The following is an 18,459-nucleotide window of genomic DNA, read 5'->3' on the forward strand; positions in this document are numbered from 1 at the left end:
AAGGTGCGCCAGGAGGAATGGCGCGAGATCGGCCTCGGCGCCCAGATCCTCACCGACCTCGGCGTCCACTCCATCCGGCTGCTGGCCTCCCGCGAGCGCCACTATGTCGGCCTCGGCGGCTTCGACATCGTCATCAACGAGACCGAGATCGTCGACGGATAAATCTGCCGGGCGCCTGGAGCGTCAAACGGCCGACCGCTGCCGGGCCTGGCATGAGCACAGCGGTCTCCCGCGGCCCTCAGTTGTCCCGGTAGCGCTCTTCGAAGTTCCAGACCTCTTCGAACCCCATCAGCGCGCTGAACGCCTTGAAGTCGGCGAGCCGATCCTGCACCGCCACCGACGAGCCGTCCTCGCGAATCGCGCCATAGACCGTCTCGAGAGCCTTCGCCATGGCGAGGAACCCGGTCGCAGGGTAGATGGCGAGGCGATAGCCGATCCGTTCCAGCTCGACCCGCGGCAGGACCGGCGTCTTGCCGCCTTCGACCATGTTCGCGACCAGCGGCTTGTCGATGGTCTTGCCGATGCGTTCCATCTGTTCGATGCTCTCCGGCGCCTCGACGAAGATCAGGTCCGCACCGGCCTCGGCATAGGCCTCGGCCCGGCGCAGCGCCTCGTCGATGCCTTGCGAGGCGAGCGCGTCCGTGCGGGCGACGATCAGGAAATCCGGGTCCGTCCGGGTATCGACCGCGACCCGGATCTTGCGCACCATCTCGGTCCCCGCGATCACCGGGCGGTTCGGCGTGTGCCCGCATTTCTTCGGGAATTCCTGGTCTTCAAGCTGGATGCCCGCGATGCCCGCCGCCTCGTAGCCGCGCACGGTATGGGCGACGTTCAAAAGGCCGCCATAGCCGGTATCGCCATCGGCGATCAGCGCCGTTTTCGTGCCGCGGGCCATCGCCGAGGCCCGGTCCAGCATGTCGGTGAAGGTGGCAAGGCCCGCATCGGGGAGGCCCAGATAGGAGCCCACCGTGCCGTAACCCGTCATGTAGAGGACATCGAAGTCCATGCGGTCGGCGATCCTGGCGGAAATCATCTCGAAGATGCCGGGCGCCGGGATCAGCCGGTCTTGCCCGAGCCGGTGGCGCAGGCGGCGCCTTTTCTCGCGATCGCTCTGCGTCGCAGTTTCCTCGGTCATGGCGATCCTCCGTCCGATGGGCGTCCTGAAACGTCTTGCTAGGACCTATCACGGGGCCATATTGTACACAATCCAGACAAATCAGGAGGAGCAGCCATGCTCCGGCCGAGCGCACACAAGGATCCGGAAGGCGCCGAGGAGGAAGTGAAGCACGGCCATGCGGCAAGCCGCGCCTACGCCGCCATTCGCGAAGGGCTGCTCCGCGATACCTGGGCCAGCGGCACGCGCCTCCTGGAGGCCGATCTCGCGGCGCGGATCGGGGTCAGCCGGACGCCGGTGCGCGACGCATTGCGCAGGCTCGTCAACGAGGGCTTCCTGGAATATTCGGCCAATATCGGCTGCCGCGTGCGCGGCTGGAGCGAGGACGAGATCGCATCGCTCTTCGATCTGCGCCTCGAGCTTGAGTCCTATGCCGCGCGGCGGGCCGCCGAGCGGATCGACGCCGCAGGCATCGCAGAGCTGAATACGCTTTGCGATCAAATGGAAGCGATTGCAACCGAGGCGCTCGATGCGCCCAATCTGCGCGACGATCTGACGGCGCCCAACGATGCCTTTCACATGCGGGTCATCGAAGCGGCCGCCAATCCGCTGCTCGCGCCGATGATTGCCAGCGTCACCGCGGCGCCCGTCGTTCTGAGGACCTTCCGCCGCTATGATGCCGATGAAATCGCCCGCAGCATGAACCACCACCGCGAGATCGCCGCAGCCCTCGCCGCGGGCAATGGCGAATGGGCCGCGGCGGTGATGCGCTCGCACATCCATGCCGGATATGTCGCGATGCGGCGCGGCGGCACGGGCGACGCCGCGAGGGGGCCGAACGGCCCGCACGGGCGGTAACCGGCTGCCCCGCATTGCGGCCGCGCGACGATTGACCCGCCAAAAATTGTATACTAGCCTCCGCGCGCTGCAAAAGCACCATCGAAGGGACGAACAGGCGGTCCGGCGGATCGTCGAAGAGCCCGATCTGGGAGGAGATACGAATGAAGATTTGGGGACGGGCCGCTCTGGCCGCCCTTGCAATCGTCGCGGCGACGGCCGGCGGCGCGCATGCGGAACGCACCCTGCGCCTGACGGTGCAGGTGCCGACCAATCATCCGGTCGGACAGAACATCCTCTTTTTCAAGGACAAGGTGGAAGAGGCCTCGGGCGGCGAAATCAAGATCGAGGTCTATGATGCCGCACAGCTCTACAAGGGCAGCGAAGTTCCCCAGGCGGTCGCCTCGGGCGCCATCGACATGGGGCTGGTGCTGATCGACGAATATGCCGGCACGATCCCGGCGACCGGCCTTTTCAGCGTCGCCTTCATGTTTCCCGACTACGAGGCGCTCGGCAAGGCCGCGGATCCCGACAGCCCCGTGCGCCAGCAGATCGACGAGCTGATCCGCCAGACCGGCACGCGCGTGATGTGGTGGCAGGATTACGGGCCGGTGCAGCTCCTGTCCAAGGACGCGCCGCTGGTCAGCCCCGAAGACATGAAGGGCAAGAAGGTGCGCGTGCTCGGCAAGCCCTCTGGCGATTTCATCGAGGCGGTCGGCGGAGTGCCGGTCAAGATCGGCGGCTCCGAACAGTTCCTCGCCTATCAGCGCGGCACGGTCGATATCGGCATGACCGGGACCACCGCCATCCAGTCCCGCAAGCTCTACGAGGTGATGGACTGGGTGACGATCACCAACCACGCCCAGACCGAATTCCTGATCGTCATGAACGACGCGACCTGGGATGGGATGAGCGAGGACGAAAAGGGCTGGATGCGCGACGCCGCGCTTGCCGCCGAGGAGAAGATGCGCGCCGAGACCAAGGAAAAGAACCTGGCCTCGGAAAAGTTCATCGCCGATGAGACGGAGATGCAGGTCCAGAACCTGACGCCCGAACAGATCGCAGCCTGGCAGAAGGCCGCTGCCCCCGCCGTCGATGCCTATATCGAGGCGGCCGGGGAAGAAGGGCGCAAGCTGGTCGAAGCGGTCCGCGGACTCGAATGATCCGGACCGTTCCGTGACGCCTCGAAGCAACGACATGCCGGACCCCACGGGGTTCGGCACTTCCGTTCTGCGGCTGGTCGATGCCGCGGGCGCGGCCTGCGCGCGGCTCGGCGACGTGCTGGTGGCAGCGATCGCGGCGATGCTGTGTTTCGAGGTCGTCGCGCGCTACCTCTTCAATTCGCCGACGATCTGGGCCCAGGACGTCGCCATCGCCTTCCAGGTCTGGTTCACCTATCTCGGCATGGCCTATGTGCTGCGTCAGCGCCAGCTGATCCGGATCACCGCACTGCTGGCCCTGGCCGGCCCCGCATCGCGGCGGCTGGCCGACGGCTTCGCGTTGCTGGTCATCCTCGGTTTCAGCCTGATCGCCGTCATCTATGGCTGGGACATCGTCGCGGAGTCGATCCGGCTCGGGCGACGCCAGCCGACCATGCTTGAACTGCCCAACTGGATCGTCGAACTTCCCGTCGTGGTCGGGTTCGCGCTGCTCGCGCTTCAGGCGCTGGCGGAGTTGATCCGCCTGCCCTTTGCGCCCGCGCCCGAGTTCTCGCCCACCGGGGAACAGACGTAGCCAAATGCCGGACCTGATTGAATGACGCTCGTCCTCGTCATCGTTGTGCTGCTGCTGCTTCTCTTCATTGGGCTTCCGGTAGCCTTCGCGCTGGCCGGGCTCGGAACCGTGATGCTGGCGCTGAAGGGCCTGCCCTTCGTCATGGTGGCGCAGAACCTTCACGGCGCGGTCGACAATTTCGTGCTGTTGTCGGTGCCGCTCTTCCTGTTGATGTCGAACATCCTCCTGAAGGGCGGCGTCGGCCGCGATCTCTTCGACGCGCTGCAAAGCTGGGTCGGCCATTGGCCCGGCGGGCTCGGCATCGCGGCGCTGGCCTCCTGCGGCATCTTCTCGGCGATCTCGGGCAGCTCGGTGGCGACGGCCGCCACGGTCGCGACCGTCGCCGTGCCCGAAATGACGAGCCGGGGCTATGGCAAGTCGTTCACGCTCGGCCTGCTCGCGGCCGGCGGGACGCTCGGCATCCTGATCCCGCCCTCGATCCCACTCATCGTCTATGGCGTCATCACGGAAGAGAGCATCGGCAAGCTGTTCCTGGCCGGCATCGGCCCCGGCATCCTTCTGGTTCTGCTGTTCGGGATCTACTGCGTCGCCTATTCCTACTTCTCCAAGGAATACCAGCCCTCCGCCAAGGTCGGGCGCGAGCAGCGCTGGCGGGCGACGATGCGGGCGATCCCGACCGGGGGCCTCGCCGCGCTGATGATCGGCGGCATCTATTCCGGCATCTTCACGCCGACCGAGGCCTCGGCCGTCGGCGCCGTTTCGGCCCTCCTCATCACCGCCCTGGTGTTGCGGTCGCTGACCTGGCAGGGCTTTGTCGGAGCGTTGCGTCAGACCGTTTCGACGACCATCGTGCTGTTCCTGATCGTTATCGGGGCCAAGATCTTCGGCAAGGCCGTGACGATCTATCAGGTGCCGGCCCAGATCTCGATGCTGTTCGACACCCACGCGCAATCCGAGATCGGCTTCCTCCTGATCGTCGGCACGATCCTCTTGTTCATCGGGCTGTTCCTGGAAAGCCTGTCGATGCTGCTGATCATGATGCCGGTGCTGTTTCCCACCGTACTCGCGCTCGGGATCGATCCGATCTGGTTTGCGATGTATTTCGTGGTCCTGATCGAGGTCGCCCTGATCACCCCGCCGGTCGGTCTCAACCTCTTCGTGATCCAGGCGGTCGCGCGATGTTCGCTCGCGACCGTCGCACGCGGCGTCCTTCCCTTTATCGGGCTGATGTTCCTGGCGCTCGTGTTGCTCTGGCTGATCCCGGCGATCGTGACCTACATTCCATACAGACTCTAGAGCGTATTCCCGGGTTTGATGGTGCGTTTTTTCCCAGGACCGGAAGGATGCACTATGGGACGAATTCCGCACGGCAGCGACACGACGCCGGAGGCGGTCCGTCGAGCAAGACAAAATCGTCAAGAAGAGCCCAAGGATTCTGGCGCGCCGGCATGGGATCACCCCCAAAGCCGTGACCAAGTGCAAGAAACGAACATCGCCCGTCTATCTGCCGACCGGACCGAACTTAATCTAATTCATTGATGTTTAGGGAGAAATGGCGCGCCTCGAAGGAGAGCCTTCGAACGCTGTTTTTGACGTACTCGCCGACTGGAACCACCAGCTTCAACACGTTGATTTCGATTTCGAGGAGGCGTCGGAATGACCGGCGCCGCGAAAGGGAATCGTTCGGCTCCGCTGCGGATGGCGGCGCCGGATTGCGTGGTGGATCGGCCGTCCAACCCCCGCAGGAAGCGGCCCGCGCCGATTTCGGTGCGGGTGAGCGAGGACGAACGGGATGAGCTGAAGCGCCGGGCGGGAAGCCTGCCGCTTTCGACCTTCATCCGGCAGGCGGTGCTCGGGGATGACGCCGTGGCGCGCCGCAGCCCACGAGCCGTGTCGGCCGACCGGGTGCTGCTGGCCAAGGTGCTCGCGGCCCTAGGTCAAAGCCGGATCATCGGCAATCTGCACCGGCTGGCCGAGGCCGCCGAGTCCGGCTCGCTCTATGTGGACGACCAGGTGAGCGCCGCGATCCGGCAGGCCTGTGAGGACGTCCGCATTCTCCGGCTTGCCGTGCTGCAGGCGCTGGGCAGGCGCAAGCCCGGCGATCCGGCGGCCGGGCCGGGCGCCGGGTTCAACACGGCGGCCCGCGGCCGGGACGACCGGCCCTCCGATGCGGCCGATCCCGTGCGGGAGGGTTCGGAATGATCCTCGTCGGCTCCCAGCGCGGCGGGGCCAGGCAACTCGCCGTGCACCTGATGAACGACCGCGACAACGACCACGTCACCGTGCAGGAACTGCGCGGCTTCTCGGCCAGGAATCTGCCGGGCGCCTTTATCGAGGTCGAGGCCATTTCCTCGGCGACGCAATGCCGCCAGCCGCTGTTCTCCTTGTCCCTCAACCCGCCCAAGGGGGCGGACGTGCCGGTCAAGGACCTGATGGCGGCCATCGACCGGGCGGAGGAACGCCTCGGCCTGTCCGGCCAACCGCGGGCGGTGGTGATTCACGAGAAGGAGGGCCGCCGCCACGCCCATGCGGTGTGGAGCCGGATCGACGGCGAGAAGATGACGGCGATCAACCTGCCGTACTTCAAGACGCGGCTCAAAGGGCTCTCGAAAGAGCTCTTTCTGGACCATGGCTGGGACCTGCCGGAAGGGCACCGGACCAACGGCTGGAAGAACCCGCTGAACTTCACCCTGGCCGAATGGCAGCAGGCCAAACGCCTGGACCTCGACCCCAGGGAGATCAAGCAGCTCTTCCGGGATGCCTGGGCGCATTCGGACAACAAAAAGAGCTTCGGGGCCGCGCTGGAACAAAGCGGCTTCTATCTCGCCAGGGGCGACCGCCGCGGCTTCGTGGCGCTGGACCTTTACGGCAACGCCTATTCCGTCTCCCGCTGGGCGGGCCTCAAGGCCCGCGAAGTCAAACAGCGTCTCGGCGATCCGTCCGGCCTGCCTTCGGTCGCGGACGTCCGGGCCGCCACGCGCAAGCGGCTCGGCCACACGGTGCGCTCCTACATGCACGAGATGCGTGACGAGCAGCGCCAGGACGCAAAACCGCTGGCGGACGAGCGCAAGGCGATGGTGGCGGCGCAGCGGACCGAGCGCAGGAACCTGGACCAGGGCCAGGACACGCGCCGCAAGGCGGAAGCGAAGGAGCGCGCCGCACGGCTGCATAGCGGCCTGCGCGGGGCGTGGGAGCTTCTGACCGGCAAGGCGCGGGCGGTCCGCCACCAGAACGAGGCGGACGCCTACCGGGCCTTCCTGCGCGACCGCGACCAGCGCGAGCGCCTTCACCGGGCGCAGATGAAGGACCGGGCGGGATTGCAGGAACGCATCGAGGCGCAACGCAAAACCCAGCGGCAGGAACGCCTGCGCCTGATGCGCCGTGTCGCGGAGGTGTTGCGCCGAACCAAGGAGAACGAGCGTCGGCAGGAGCGGGAGCGCACCCGGCCCGGCCGTCGTTCGGCTCCCGACTTCGATCTCGATCTTTAGGCGGGAGGACCAACGATGGAACGCAATCCTTCGGCCTTCCGGCCCTGGGCCGCGCTGCGGCGCCACCGGCGGGCGGTGCTGGTGTTCGCCGGCGGGCTGGTGCCGGTGGTGCTGCTCAGCCGCCTGGGCACCGCCGATCTCGCCCGCTACGGCGTCTCGGTCACCCAGACCCAGCTCGGGCAGCTGCTCGGCACGGTCGCCGCCTTCGGCGGCGGCATCATCTCCGGTATCCTGCCGGTGGTCTTCGCGCACCTGCTGCGCAAGGCGCCGGATGTTGCGGTGGCGCTGGGCGCCCTCGTGCTGCTCTACGCGGTGCTGGTGTCGGGCGTCGGTGCCGGTGTGGCGGTGGCCTCGGGCGGCATCGGCTTCTGGACCGGCCTGGCGGGCGCCTGGCTGTGGCTGTTCGGCCTGCCGCGGCTGCCCAGGCCCACCACCTTCGGATCGGCCGAATGGGCGGACTACGATCATATCGAGGCGGCGGGTTTCCTTGCCGGGCGCGGGTTCCGGCTCGGGACCTGTCCGGTGCCCGGGCCGCGGCAAAAGCGCGACGGCATTGCCGAACGGACCATCCGCTATGGCGGCGACCGGCACCTGCTGACCGTCGCCCCGACCCGGGCGGGCAAGGGGGTGAGCGCCGTCATACCCAACCTGTTGACCTATCCCGGCAGCGCGCTGGTGATCGACGTCAAGGGCGAACTGGCGCGCATCACGGCGATTGCCCGCCACCGGCTGGGCCAGTCCATCTACCTGGTCGATCCCTGGGGCATCGTCACCGGTCCGGCCGGGCTGCGGTCGGCCCGGTTCAATCCGCTCGACCTGGTGGTTGCCGGCGATCCCGACCTTGCCGAGAACGCCATGCTGGTCGCCGACGCCCTGGTGGTGACCGAGGCCGGCGCAAAAGACCGGTTCTGGGACGAGGAGGCCAAGAGCCTGATGGTCGGGCTGATCGCCTTCGTGGCGACGGATCGCGCCGAGCGGGAGCGCCGTCACCTCGGCCGGGTGCGGGATATCCTGACCATGGGGACCGACGACCTCAAGGGCCTGTTCCAGCGCATGTGCCTGTCCGACGTGCCGCTGGTGCGCAGCACCGGCGAGCGCGGCTTGCAAAAGGAGCCCAAGTTGCTGGCCAACGTCCTGGCCACCACCCAGGCCCATACCCACTTCCTGGAAAGCCCGCGCATCCGCGACAGCCTTGCCGCCTCGGATTTCCGGTTCGACGGCATGAAGGCAAAGGGGATGACGATCTACCTGATCCTGCCCGCCGACCGGCTGAACACGTTCGGCCAGTGGCTGCGGCTGCTGATCCAGCAGGCGATCACGGTGAACGCCCGCAACGTGGCGCAGCGGCCGGAGCATTCCATCCTGTTCATGCTCGACGAGATGGCGGCGCTCGGCCGCCTGGCCTCGGTGGAGCAGGCATATTCCCTGATGGCGGGATTCGGGATGCAGCTCTGGGGCATCGTGCAGGACTTCTCGCAGCTGGAGCGCATCTACGGCGCGTCCGGCTGGCAGACATTCATCGCCAATGCCGGGGCGATCCAGTATCTGGGCTCCCGCGATGAGAAGACGGCCGGTTACGTCTCCAAGCTCTGCGGGGTCGCCACGATCCTGTCACTGAGCACGGCGCTCTCCCAAGGCGTCACCCGCGCCGTCAAGGGCAGTTCGTCGACGGAATCCACCACCAGAACCCGCTCCGAGGCGCAGCGCAGCCTGGCCTATCCCGACGAGTTGATGCGGCTGCCAAAGGACCGGCAGATTCTGCTGCTGGAAAACGCCAACCCGATCAATGCCGGGCGCATCGTCTGGTACGCCGATCCGCGCCTTAAATCCCTCGGCGTCGATCTGGCCGCCGTCCGGCGCCAGCAAACGTGAAGCAATGGGAGGAAATGCGCCTTAGCGCATTTCCTGGTAGGTCCAGCCGTCGTCGGCCTGGAAAAACCGGCCCTTGCCCGGCCTGTCGCTTCTCATGTTGCTTCGGTTGGTTCCAATCGTCATCTTGAAATCGCAGACATAGCCAGGGGCGCCCCGCGCCTCGGCACAGCCGGATTTGTTGACGCTCAGACTGTCGAGATACGCCTCGGCCGTCGTTTCCCGGCCCTGCGGAACCGGCTGGTTGGCCGTCACTTCCGCCAACCGGCTCATCATGGGATCGCGCCGGAGGGCTTCTTCCATATCGTCCTCGTCCGGCTCGCCGGAGCACCCGGCAAGCCCCAGGGAGGCGGCGACCAGGAGGGCGGTGGCGAACGGATGGTGTCGGATCGTCATGGCTCTCGTCCTCCCGCTCACAGCTTCGGCTTTCCGGTGCCCTCCGGCAGGGGCGCGTCGAGTGCGCGCTCCTGCAATTCCTTCTGGGCTGCGACGTCCCGCTGATAGGCCAGAAAGGCGCGATCCGCGTCGATGAAGGAGATTTGGACGGACTTGACGCTGTTCGGGTTGAAACGCCCGGTGTTGGTCGGCGGGTGGTGGAGGATGATCCGTATCATCGCCGAGCAGCGGTTTTCATGCTTCGCGTTATTCCGGACCTCCTGGAAGACCCGGCCGGACGACCTGCCGGTTGCCCCGGACGAGAGGGCGGACATCGCGGACCCCAGGGACAGGTTGCACAGGTCCGCCTTGGTATCGGCGCGGAGCTTTTCGCCGTCGCGATAGCCGTAGAGAAGTTCAGTCTCGCTGCCCCTCTCCTCCGTGACGCTGCTCTTGCCGTATTTCTCCTCGATAGCGCCCAGGTATCCGGCGGTGCCGGCTTCCCGGCCTTTCCTGAAATGCAGGTCCCGGTAGATGCCCACCAACTGGTTTCCGCTCGCATTGCTCGACAACAGCACGACCAGCTTTCCGCGGGAGTCCTTGTCCTCCGTCCGGACGTTGGCCACGGCAAGGTAGGTATCTCTGGCATATTGAAGCTGGGCCATGCCGATGAACGGGCTTTCGTCCGGCGCGATGGGCATGGCCTTGATCCTGGCCAGCACCGCGTCGCCTTTCATGCCGGTATAAAAGCCGAATATGTCGATGGGCTTCCTGTCCGGAAGGCCGATGCCGGGTTCGACGTCTTCAACGCCGACGTCGAAGGCAAGCTCCTTCGAAACAGAACTGCCCTGGAAAAACAGCAAAAACCCGATGGCGATATGGAAGGCACTTCCGAGGCGGAAATTCGAAAGGGGTCCCTTTTGCCGTTATTGCGAGAATACGGAAATTAGACTTGATCCGGCCGCGTTTCAATGATTCAACGGGGTCCCATCGTCCTCAAACCAAGGGAAACCGCGCCATGCAAAAGGGACCCCTTTCGGGGGCATCCTCCGCATGGCCTGCCAATTCCCTATCCACTTGAATTTACACGACTATTTTCGTTTGCTCCCGGCATCCACCTGCGCCAGATTGTCCGCATGAAGATCGGATATGTCCGGGTCAGCGACCATGAACAAACGGAAGCGCTTCAGATCGACGCTTTGCACCAGGCCGGGTGCAGCGTCATCTATGGCGTCACGGCGTCTCCGGCGCTATTGCCGACCGGAAAGGGCTGACGGAGCTTCTGGCCGACCTGAAAGACGGCGATACGCTGGTGGTCTGGAAGATCGACCGGCTGGGGCGGTCAACCGTTCACCTGCTTTTGCTTCTCGACGAACTGCGCAAGCGTGGCGTCGGGTTCATCTCGGTCACCCAGGGCATCGACACCACGACCGCCATCGGCCGGATGGTCTACGGCCAGCTTGCCCTGTTCGCCGAGTTTGAGCGTGAGCAGATCAGCGAGCGCACCAAAGCCGGGATGGAAGCCGCCCGAAAGCGGGGGAAGCGCATCGGGCGGCCACGCAAATTGACCGACGGGCAGATTGCGTGGGCGCGAGGGCGGATCGAAAAACGCAGCGATCCGATAGGCACCATCTCCAAACAACTTTCTGTCACATCGAATACGCTTCGTCGAGCGCTTTACAACGATCAATTTACCTCCAATTAGTAGGTGTAGATATTTAGTGCAAGTACCGTACCCCAGATAAATATCAGAGCCCATGGAATGATTTTTACAAATAGATATCCCACATCCTTAGTTCGGTAGAACTCTGAATATATTTCATCTTCCACTAAATATTCTTTCATTCTCAATATTCCATTAAGTATTATTCTATCGAAAACAAAAAGTCCTATACATACTACCGTTCCCATTAAATCTATTGCTAAACTGTATGTAAGGGACATAAACTTATCATTCACGATTCCAGAAACTGTAAAACTAGCAGCAAATAAAATTGCTTGAAGAGTCATAATTGACTGGATTCGAGAGTGAAGAATGGCGTCAGCTTCTTTGTGTATGTTCCAGACCCATTGACGTTCATTGTCAGAAAGGTCGCTCCAATTTTTGCGAGGCATGATGTTCGGTTCCTCCAAAGATGACGGACTTGCGATTGTAAGGATCTAAAAACCAAACATATCTGGAATTGATGATGGACGGCATTCAATTCAGGCGAGAATAGCTTTGTCAGGTGCGACTGCCTCGCAATAGATAGCAAGAAAAGAAAAAAATGTGGTTCACCGGCCATTATATGCGAGTTGCCGATAACTGATTCTGAGTAAAACTATTTTTTAATTGACAATACTGATCAGGATATTGGAATTATACATATTATTTTTAATTATACGAAGGAATTGGTTATGGATTTGCATGATTATATTTTTGAAAGACCAAAAAACATATCCAGCAGGGAAGAATTTTCGAAATTTGCCAGTGATAGAGCAAAGAAAGTTAATCGAGCTATGGATTATTATGCGGCCATGGTTGTTCCGGCAATGGCTGTCAATGGTGCTGCTTGGTTGGCGTCTGCCATCTTTCTTGCAAAATGCATATATGCGGCTGACGTGAGTCACGAGGCTGCTACGGCCGCCTTTACTCTTACAGCATTTGGCGGAATCGGCGGTTGGATTGGCACAGCATATGCTTTTAGAAAGTTTTTTGTCGACCCCTTTTCCGGCCTTAGCATTCGGCTTGCGGGGCTTAAGCCTCCAGTGTGAGCAGAAGAAAAACTGTGAAATGCTAGCAGGGTTGCACATGCAACCCTGCCGTTCCGGCGAGGAATGGAGATGGGAGGGGACAAGGAAAACCGATGCGGAGTGGTGCGGGCGCAGGGCGCGTTATGCGACCGAGCCACGGTCCGTGTCTATTTTGCTTGTGGGGAGAGAAGAGGCGAAGCCTCCCGGCCTCCCCTCGAAAAGAGAAATGGTTGAAGCAGCCCCATCGAAATCCGCGAGCGATGGTTCGCATTCTATACCTCACTTACGACGGATTACGGAGCAATAGGGTTGGGACGGCAAGCTCGGTTTTGGGCTGTTTTGGATATCTATTCGGGTATTTTGCCGAAAATAGTGGCGTTTATGGGTGTTTTTAGGTATATTTTCAGGTATGAGATTTGATGCCGACACCCTGACAATCTCCCCGCAAATCCTGTCGCTCATTGCCGAGATCGACGAGTTCAAGGGCGCGTGGAAAGCGCTGGGCACGCTGGCGCCGGAGCGCCTGTCCGCGTTGCGCCGGGTGGCCACCATTGAAAGCATTGGGTCGTCGACACGGATCGAAGGCAGCAGGCTGAGCGACCGCGAGGTGGAGCGTCTGCTCTCCAATCTGGAAATCCAGAAATTCGAGACCCGCGACGAACAGGAAGTCGCTGGCTATGCGGATGTGATGGAAACGGTCTTTGCCCATGCCGACGCCATCGACATCACCGAGAACCACATCAAGCAGCTGCACCGGGATTTGCTGGCCCACAGCGCCAAAGACGAGCGGCACCGGGGACATTACAAGACCAATCCGAACCATGTCAGCGCGTTCGATGCCGAGGGGAAGGAAATCGGCGTCGTGTTCGAAACGGCCTCGCCGTTCGAAACGCCGCGCATGATGGCGGAACTGGTTGAGTGGACCCGGGCGGCACTGGACGACCGAACGACCCATCCCTTGTTGGTGATTGCCATCTTTACCGTCGTGTTCCTGGCTATCCATCCGTTCCAGGACGGCAACGGCAGGCTGTCGCGGGTTTTGACAACACTGCTGCTGTTGCGCTGCGGCTATGCCTACGTGCCGTACAGTTCCTTGGAAAGCGTGATCGAGCAGACCAAGGAAAGCTACTACTTGGCGCTGCGCCGCACCCAGGGCACGATCCGCGGCGACGCGCCGGAATGGGAGCCGTGGGTGCTCTATTTCCTGCGAGCCTTGCAGCAGCAAAAGCAAAAGCTGGAAGCGAAGATCGAGCGCGAGCGGATCGTGATCGGAGCGCTTCCGGCCCTGTCGGTGCAAATCCTCGAACTGGCCAGGGATCATGGTCGGCTGACCATCGGCCAGATCGTCAAATTGACCGGCGCCAACCGTAACACCATCAAGAAACACCTGAAGGATTTGGTGTCGTCCAGCCACCTCACCCAGCACGGAACGGGAAAGGGGACGTGGTACGGGAGGGGATAGTCTGAATTTAGTTGCACTTAAAGAGGGAGGAATTTAGTGCAAGCCGGTCAGACAGTGGGGGCTTCTTCATGATCGGGAGCCGCTTTAAGTGGCTCGTGACATTGTTAGGGGCGAGAAATTTCCGACAGTTGGAAGACGCTCCAGATTGTCAAAATCTATGAACATGCCAATGCAGTCCCGGTTGGCGTCCTTTGGCCCGGTAAGGCAAGTGAGGCGATATCGCGGTGCTGGGCCGTCCGCTCATGCACTACGAGAAAATCCCTTGGTGTGCCATCGACCCCGATGACCCAGGAAGAGCATACGCCGTTCCAGATTTGGAAGTATGTGCCAGCGAGAAAGCAAATGTTTTGCCGATCAAGGTAGGTCTTAAGACATGCCATACCTGGCAAGTTCAAATCCCAATTAAGAACAAAGGCCAAGGACAAACTTGTAAACAGGCTTTAGGCGTAACGGCTGCCGGTGAACATCTGTAGATGAACAGCTTTGTTGCGTTGTTCGCAGGTGCAGCCCGTGCGATGCGGGATGGGTGTTGCCGTCATGATTGGGTCGGTGCGCAGATTGAGGTTGACGCGCGCGCGGCTGAATGGAAAACCCGGTAGCGCGAGCTTCACGATTTCTGCGGCGGTCATGAGTCCGGCACCGAATGACAGGAAAGGCAAGGCAGCGTCTATCTGCTCACCGGTCTCCGGCACGGTGACATGGTCCGTCGCGCAAGCCATCGGAATCTTTGATCTTTCAGGGGGGAAAACGCACATCGAACAGGCGTCATCGCCAGGATGGTGTCGCAGCAGGGCAACTTGCCAGTTTTTTCCGGTGGTCGCGTACACCTGGACGGGCGGATATCCCATTTCGATATGATAGCGCACGTCGTGTTCGTTGGCGGCAGACACGACGATGTCCGGAGTACCGGCTTCGCGCTCGCGCCAATATACGGACTGATGAAGAGCGGCGGGATCGCTAACAACGTCGCTGATGCCGATTTCGTTCAGAAAGCGCCTAGCAGCAGCGACTTTATAGACACCGCCTTCCGGATATTTCGTCTCGTCAACGCAATCGGCTGCAATGAAGATTGGCGACCGGGTGAGGTTATGAATCTTGATGCGGTCCATGTCGATGAGGGTTGGTATGAAAGAACGCGTCGCCAGTCCGAGATAGTATAGCGCGGCGCTGCCTACGGACCCAAGACCGATGAAATGAATCCGACCGATATCAGGAGCATGAACGAAATCATGCTCATGGTGAGTGACAGTGTCGGACCAATCGAGCGCATTGCCGATGAATGGTTTGGTGATCTGGTTGAAGGGATTCCGGAATAACTGCGCAGCAGCAACCACGACCGCCAGAGCTGCGCCAAAACCGTTGCCGTCCCGTTGTTCGGGCAGTGGCGAAGGGCCAGGGCCAACATAGGCATTCCATCCCGTGCCATCGACCACAAATCCTTCATGCCCGCGTCCAATATGGATGCGGAAATCCATCGGCGATAAGTCGCGCGCCTGATAGGTGCCGAACGGGTTGGCCGCTCTCATCCCGGACAGAATATGCGTATGCAATGATGTTCCGGGCCATGGCAGAGCTGCGTTTATCGGCGCATCTTCAAAAGCAAGGACCACATTGGGACTCATCCGGCCAAAGAGATTGGTGGCGCTCAGCAAGGCGATTTGCGTGTCGAACCGCGACAGTCGCTCTCGATCACAAGAGATGGCGATGGGATGGGCAGGGTCCAGGCAACGGTGCGCATAGCGTAGCGTGCGATCGTTCCAGCGCTTCAGCCATTCGTTCGAGTCCATGGTCCAGCTCCCGGAATGATGATGAGATCGTCGGTGTTCAACGTCTGCCAGCCATCGCCCGCGCGCCACAGGTAGGCAGCGATGCCGTCAAGTTGCGGTAGATGAACGCCGTAATTGGGAACGACTATCGAGGCGTAGCCCGGATAGCGGATGCGCGCACCGTCAACATCGCCGTCGCTGTGGTAGGCTTGACCGGGATGGGTGTGGACCTGCGCTACGATTTGCAACTCGTGCGCGCCGGCCGCTTGCATGCAGATAGCCATGGAACGGGCGTCAACATGGAAACTGCCCGCTGTGGTCCGCGCTACCGGCGCGAAGACAGTGGTTGCTAGCGTGACAGTTCCATCGGTGCGCCCGAGCAAATAAGCAATGCCTTCGTGGCGGCGTTCGAGCGATGGGCGCAACGCTTCCGTCAAAGCCAGAAGACAGTCTTGCGGCATGATGATTTTGGGACGACGTGGATCGGTATGGGGCGTCGGTGTCGACTTGAACCAGCGACCTAGCCAGGTAGGGAGATTCATGCCGCCATCCTGCCTTTCATCCCGGATTGAAGTTCGTGATGAATGCGGAGTGCCATTGCGCTCAAGCTACGGCAGGCACCGGTTTTCGGGTTGGCCAACCAATCACCGAGAGACCAGTCGTTATGCGGCCCGCGCGCGTCGATGGTCTTGTACGCGAGACGATTCCAAGGGGCGCAGATGACACCGGCGCCGTGAAAGAAGCCACCCTTTTTCGGAATGTCTTTGCTCTGATCGACAGCGCCCGTTTCAGGATTGAACCAATGCCAGGCGGGCGGCCGCGCCTTGTATCCGTCGCAGTGGACCCTGCACCAGAATCCACTGCCGTCTTGTGCCTTGAAGCCGATGACGAATGTCGTTCCGTCGAGTTCGTCCAGTGTCCAACCGAGCAACGTTGCGTTTTCCCGCAACGCTGCCAGTTCGCTGGCAACGGTGAGTCCGGCGGCGGTCGTCATCGTCAGACCCCGGACCCTGTGGCGACCAGCGTCAAGAGGACGTTGGCCGGGAGGCCAAAGCTGACCAAGGGGCGCTCGACCGGTTCAAGAACGATCTCACCGAAGAAAAGCTGGAAGGAGTCGCCATCTTCAAGGTCTCGGTCTTCGACGATGGTCACGATGACTTCCTTGACCTTGGTCGTCTTGGGGAAGACGCCCCGGTAGACACCGTTCGGCGTTGCCACCTCAAGGTGGATGTCGTCGTCGGGCGGCTTCTTGCCCTTGTTATTCTTAGCGCCCTGGGTCGGTTTATCGTGTTTGGTCATTTTATCCTCGTTCTGTTCGTTTGCCCCGACCGCACCGGGGATACGCTAACCATATCGAGCCTGCTAATTTTGTCAAGCAATATCAAGCATGCTTGAAATTCTTAGCAAAATCAGTAAGCTGAATGGGCCGCCAATCGGGCGGTTTAGAATCATGGAGGTCCGATGCCCGATGAAAAAACGATTGCCCCCCGATCTGATTCTCTCGGCGACTACCTGAAGTCTGTGCGGCTTGGTCAAGGTCTTACACTACGTGATGTGGAAAGACTGACAGAGAACGACGTGTCCAACGCTTATCTCAGTCAGTTGGAAAACCGTAAGATTGAGAAGCCGTCTCCGCACATACTTTATGCCCTGTCAAACGCTTACCGGATTTCCTACAAGAATCTGATGTCCAGAGCAGGTTACGTTATTCCGCAAGACAAGAGCCGCGGAACCGCCGACAAACATGGCAATGCTGCCACGTTTGCGATTGAGAACCTGAGCGCTCAAGAAGAGGCTGCGCTGCTGGAATATCTTGCGTTCTTTCGTTCGAAGCGAGGCAGTTCTTGAGAAAACCGGATGACTGCTCTTTAACCGTTGGCCAGCGGAGGAAGGTCCGCGCCGAAGCCGAGCGTGCGCTGCGGGAAGCGGGCGCGCTCGGCGTCTTTCCGACACCTGTTGACCGCATTCTGGCGGTTGCCAAGGTGGAAGAGGTTCACGAGGACGTCCTGAATCCACGCTTTCTAGCGAAAATTCGGGCCGAGGCTGGTGGTGCCATTAAGTCGGCATTGAGTAAGGTTCTTGGGCTGTTTCATGCAAAAGACGGCTTGGTATTTATTGACCGCACAATCAACAAGGTTCGGCAAACATTTATACGGCTGCACGAGGCGGGGCACGGTTTCATGCCGTGGCAGCGCGATATGTACGCCGTGGTCGAGGACTGCAAACATGCACTAGATGCAGATACAGCCGCCTTGTTCGATCGCGAAGCGGGTGTCTTTGCGTCCGAAGTTCTGTTTCAGCTTGATACCTTCATTGACGATGCGCGAAGCCGAGATTTCAGCATCTGGACGCCGGTCCGGATGAGCAAAGACTATGGCGCATCAATCTATGCGGCGGTCCGCCAATACGTCGCGAAAAATGATCGCACGTGTGCCGTTCTTGTTTTGAATATGCCCGAGTTTGTTGAAGGAGACGGGTTCAGAGCGACGCTGAGGCGTCCAATCGAGTCGGACGCATTTCGCCGGACGTTCGGCACTAAAATGTGGAGCGACGTTTATACGCCTGATGACGATATCGGCGCGCTGATCCCGATTGGAGGGCGAAAATACTCGGGCAAGCAAACGCTTTCTCTGACAGATATCAACGGTGATCCGCATGAATTTGTCGTTGAGGTATTTACGCAAACTCATCAGGTCTTTGTTCTGATGCACGCCGTTGCCACCTTGTCGACCACGCGCATCATTCTCCCTGCCGCTTCTTGATATCTCCCAGGTGTTCTGCGCTCGCGGCGGCCGCATGACAGGCGTGGGGTCTCGGGGAGCACACCTGCTCTCTGAGCGCGATGGAACGGCGGGACGTTCCTCCATGGTTCGGTGCCGGTGGAGCGGGAAGGCTCCAAGCCTGGCGAGTGGGAGCCATGAGGGGCGGCGATACGCCCTTCATGTCGATGGGGTGCCGGGGAGAGCGAAAGCACCCCGGCGAGGGGTCAATCGACGATACGATTTGTCTTCTTAAGCTTCTTTCCGTGCTATATTTCACTGACGGGAGGAAGCGATGGCACAATCAGGAAAGAGGTTGGGA

At 61.2% G+C, this 18,459-nt stretch carries 20 protein-coding genes and 1 pseudogene; 13 read left to right on the forward strand and 8 right to left on the reverse strand.

Annotation, left to right across the window (positions count from 1 at the left end; all coding sequences use genetic code 11):
* Positions 1-162, forward strand: a pseudogene (locus CH339_RS22000) (3,4-dihydroxy-2-butanone-4-phosphate synthase); the annotation flags it as partial.
* Positions 163-238: 76 nt separating this feature from the next.
* Here CH339_RS22000 and CH339_RS22005 read toward each other — a convergent pair.
* Complete coding sequence (locus CH339_RS22005; RefSeq protein ID WP_111436562.1) at positions 239-1,135, reverse strand: isocitrate lyase/PEP mutase family protein; 897 nt, start codon at positions 1,133-1,135, stop codon at positions 239-241.
* 96 nt (positions 1,136-1,231) lie between these two features.
* Here CH339_RS22005 and CH339_RS22010 point away from each other — a divergent pair, with 96 nt between their 5' ends.
* From CH339_RS22010 to CH339_RS22040, 7 genes are all read left to right on the forward strand, one after another.
* On the forward strand, positions 1,232-1,972 hold the full coding sequence (locus CH339_RS22010; RefSeq protein ID WP_111436563.1) for a GntR family transcriptional regulator: 741 nt from the start codon (positions 1,232-1,234) through the stop codon (positions 1,970-1,972).
* A gap of 143 nt (positions 1,973-2,115) precedes the next feature.
* Complete coding sequence (gene dctP, locus CH339_RS22015) at positions 2,116-3,114, forward strand: TRAP transporter substrate-binding protein DctP (protein ID WP_111436564.1); 999 nt, start codon at positions 2,116-2,118, stop codon at positions 3,112-3,114.
* 34 nt (positions 3,115-3,148) lie between these two features.
* Complete coding sequence (locus CH339_RS22020) at positions 3,149-3,685, forward strand: TRAP transporter small permease (protein WP_170138621.1); 537 nt, start codon at positions 3,149-3,151, stop codon at positions 3,683-3,685.
* Between the two features lie 21 nt (positions 3,686-3,706).
* Entirely contained in the window at positions 3,707-4,981 is a 1,275-nt protein-coding gene (locus CH339_RS22025) for a TRAP transporter large permease (protein WP_111436566.1), read from the forward strand.
* A gap of 360 nt (positions 4,982-5,341) precedes the next feature.
* Positions 5,342-5,887: a plasmid mobilization protein gene (locus CH339_RS22030; protein ID WP_111436567.1), complete on the forward strand. Its 546-nt coding sequence runs from the start codon at positions 5,342-5,344 to the stop codon at positions 5,885-5,887.
* Complete coding sequence (locus tag CH339_RS22035; protein ID WP_111436568.1) at positions 5,884-7,173, forward strand: relaxase/mobilization nuclease domain-containing protein; 1,290 nt, start codon at positions 5,884-5,886, stop codon at positions 7,171-7,173. The genes CH339_RS22030 and CH339_RS22035 overlap by 4 nt, the downstream gene beginning before the upstream one ends.
* A 15-nt stretch (positions 7,174-7,188) precedes the next feature.
* Positions 7,189-9,045 carry a type IV secretory system conjugative DNA transfer family protein gene (locus tag CH339_RS22040; RefSeq protein WP_111436569.1) on the forward strand — a complete coding sequence of 619 codons (1,857 nt, stop codon included), beginning with the start codon at positions 7,189-7,191 and terminating at the stop codon, positions 9,043-9,045.
* A gap of 21 nt (positions 9,046-9,066) precedes the next feature.
* Here the strand turns inward: CH339_RS22040 and CH339_RS22045 are convergent, their stop codons facing one another.
* Positions 9,067-9,438 carry a hypothetical protein gene (locus CH339_RS22045; protein ID WP_111436570.1) on the reverse strand — a complete coding sequence of 124 codons (372 nt, stop codon included), beginning with the start codon at positions 9,436-9,438 and terminating at the stop codon, positions 9,067-9,069.
* Between the two features lie 17 nt (positions 9,439-9,455).
* Positions 9,456-10,280 carry a hypothetical protein gene (locus tag CH339_RS22050; protein WP_111436571.1) on the reverse strand — a complete coding sequence of 275 codons (825 nt, stop codon included), beginning with the start codon at positions 10,278-10,280 and terminating at the stop codon, positions 9,456-9,458.
* A gap of 350 nt (positions 10,281-10,630) precedes the next feature.
* On the opposite strand from CH339_RS22050, the gene CH339_RS22055 reads away from it, so the two are divergent.
* The gene (locus tag CH339_RS22055; RefSeq protein WP_201240855.1) at positions 10,631-11,122 is read left to right on the forward strand and encodes a recombinase family protein; all 492 of its coding nucleotides are present in this window, start codon (positions 10,631-10,633) and stop codon (positions 11,120-11,122) included.
* On the opposite strand, the gene CH339_RS24465 is transcribed toward CH339_RS22055, so the two are convergent.
* Positions 11,119-11,532, reverse strand: a complete 414-nt coding sequence (locus CH339_RS24465) for a hypothetical protein (RefSeq protein WP_146610281.1) — start codon at positions 11,530-11,532, stop codon at positions 11,119-11,121. The genes CH339_RS22055 and CH339_RS24465 overlap by 4 nt on opposite strands.
* 282 nt (positions 11,533-11,814) lie before the next feature.
* Between CH339_RS24465 and CH339_RS24470 the strand changes: the two genes are divergently transcribed.
* Entirely contained in the window at positions 11,815-12,171 is a 357-nt protein-coding gene (locus tag CH339_RS24470) for a hypothetical protein (RefSeq protein WP_146610282.1), read from the forward strand.
* Positions 12,172-12,559: 388 nt separating this feature from the next.
* Positions 12,560-13,612, forward strand: coding sequence for a Fic family protein (locus CH339_RS22060; protein WP_111436572.1), 1,053 nt, complete (start codon positions 12,560-12,562; stop codon positions 13,610-13,612).
* Positions 13,613-14,052: 440 nt separating this feature from the next.
* Here the strand turns inward: CH339_RS22060 and CH339_RS22065 are convergent, their stop codons facing one another.
* The 4 genes from CH339_RS22065 to CH339_RS22080 are packed head-to-tail and all read right to left on the reverse strand — an operon-like array spanning position 14,053 to position 16,677.
* Positions 14,053-15,399 (reverse strand): ThiF family adenylyltransferase, encoded by a 1,347-nt coding sequence (locus CH339_RS22065; RefSeq protein WP_111436573.1) that lies wholly within the window; start codon positions 15,397-15,399, stop codon positions 14,053-14,055.
* A complete protein-coding gene (locus tag CH339_RS22070) occupies positions 15,378-15,920 on the reverse strand; it encodes a Mov34/MPN/PAD-1 family protein (protein ID WP_111436574.1) in 543 nt (180 codons plus the stop codon). The genes CH339_RS22065 and CH339_RS22070 overlap by 22 nt, the downstream gene beginning before the upstream one ends.
* Complete coding sequence (locus tag CH339_RS22075; RefSeq protein ID WP_111436575.1) at positions 15,917-16,372, reverse strand: hypothetical protein; 456 nt, start codon at positions 16,370-16,372, stop codon at positions 15,917-15,919. Before CH339_RS22075 ends, CH339_RS22070 begins: the two co-directional genes overlap by 4 nt.
* A gap of 2 nt (positions 16,373-16,374) precedes the next feature.
* A complete protein-coding gene (locus tag CH339_RS22080; protein ID WP_111436576.1) occupies positions 16,375-16,677 on the reverse strand; it encodes a hypothetical protein in 303 nt (100 codons plus the stop codon).
* A 162-nt stretch (positions 16,678-16,839) separates the two neighbouring features.
* Here CH339_RS22080 and CH339_RS22085 point away from each other — a divergent pair, with 162 nt between their 5' ends.
* Together CH339_RS22085 and CH339_RS22090 are read left to right on the forward strand one after the other, a co-directional pair.
* Complete coding sequence (locus CH339_RS22085; RefSeq protein WP_111436577.1) at positions 16,840-17,226, forward strand: helix-turn-helix domain-containing protein; 387 nt, start codon at positions 16,840-16,842, stop codon at positions 17,224-17,226.
* Positions 17,223-18,140: a hypothetical protein gene (locus tag CH339_RS22090; protein ID WP_111436578.1), complete on the forward strand. Its 918-nt coding sequence runs from the start codon at positions 17,223-17,225 to the stop codon at positions 18,138-18,140. Before CH339_RS22085 ends, CH339_RS22090 begins: the two co-directional genes overlap by 4 nt.
* Positions 18,141-18,459: the final 319 nt, after the last annotated feature.

Source organism: Rhodobium orientis (assembly GCF_003258835.1).
Classification (GTDB): Bacteria; Pseudomonadota; Alphaproteobacteria; order Rhizobiales; family Rhodobiaceae; genus Rhodobium; species Rhodobium orientis.

Bases quoted from the DNA above. Each gene is read 5' to 3' on its own strand.
- CH339_RS24470 (WP_146610282.1), top strand. From the start codon at position 11,815: ATGGATTTGCATGATTATATTTTTGAAAGACCAAAAAACATATCCAGC.
- CH339_RS22035 (WP_111436568.1), top strand. From the start codon at position 5,884: ATGATCCTCGTCGGCTCCCAGCGCGGCGGGGCCAGGCAACTCGCCGTG.
- CH339_RS22030 (WP_111436567.1), top strand. From the start codon at position 5,342: ATGACCGGCGCCGCGAAAGGGAATCGTTCGGCTCCGCTGCGGATGGCG.
- CH339_RS22010 (WP_111436563.1), top strand. From the start codon at position 1,232: ATGCTCCGGCCGAGCGCACACAAGGATCCGGAAGGCGCCGAGGAGGAA.
- CH339_RS22020 (WP_170138621.1), top strand. From the start codon at position 3,149: ATGCCGGACCCCACGGGGTTCGGCACTTCCGTTCTGCGGCTGGTCGAT.
- CH339_RS22080 (WP_111436576.1), bottom strand. From the start codon at position 16,677: ATGACCAAACACGATAAACCGACCCAGGGCGCTAAGAATAACAAGGGC.
- CH339_RS22085 (WP_111436577.1), top strand. From the start codon at position 16,840: ATGCCCGATGAAAAAACGATTGCCCCCCGATCTGATTCTCTCGGCGAC.
- CH339_RS22070 (WP_111436574.1), bottom strand. From the start codon at position 15,920: ATGAATCTCCCTACCTGGCTAGGTCGCTGGTTCAAGTCGACACCGACG.
- CH339_RS22005 (WP_111436562.1), bottom strand. From the start codon at position 1,135: ATGACCGAGGAAACTGCGACGCAGAGCGATCGCGAGAAAAGGCGCCGC.
- CH339_RS22045 (WP_111436570.1), bottom strand. From the start codon at position 9,438: ATGACGATCCGACACCATCCGTTCGCCACCGCCCTCCTGGTCGCCGCC.
- CH339_RS22040 (WP_111436569.1), top strand. From the start codon at position 7,189: ATGGAACGCAATCCTTCGGCCTTCCGGCCCTGGGCCGCGCTGCGGCGC.
- CH339_RS22025 (WP_111436566.1), top strand. From the start codon at position 3,707: ATGACGCTCGTCCTCGTCATCGTTGTGCTGCTGCTGCTTCTCTTCATT.
- CH339_RS22075 (WP_111436575.1), bottom strand. From the start codon at position 16,372: ATGACGACCGCCGCCGGACTCACCGTTGCCAGCGAACTGGCAGCGTTG.
- CH339_RS22065 (WP_111436573.1), bottom strand. From the start codon at position 15,399: ATGGACTCGAACGAATGGCTGAAGCGCTGGAACGATCGCACGCTACGC.
- CH339_RS24465 (WP_146610281.1), bottom strand. From the start codon at position 11,532: ATGCCTCGCAAAAATTGGAGCGACCTTTCTGACAATGAACGTCAATGG.
- CH339_RS22060 (WP_111436572.1), top strand. From the start codon at position 12,560: ATGAGATTTGATGCCGACACCCTGACAATCTCCCCGCAAATCCTGTCG.
- dctP (WP_111436564.1), top strand. From the start codon at position 2,116: ATGAAGATTTGGGGACGGGCCGCTCTGGCCGCCCTTGCAATCGTCGCG.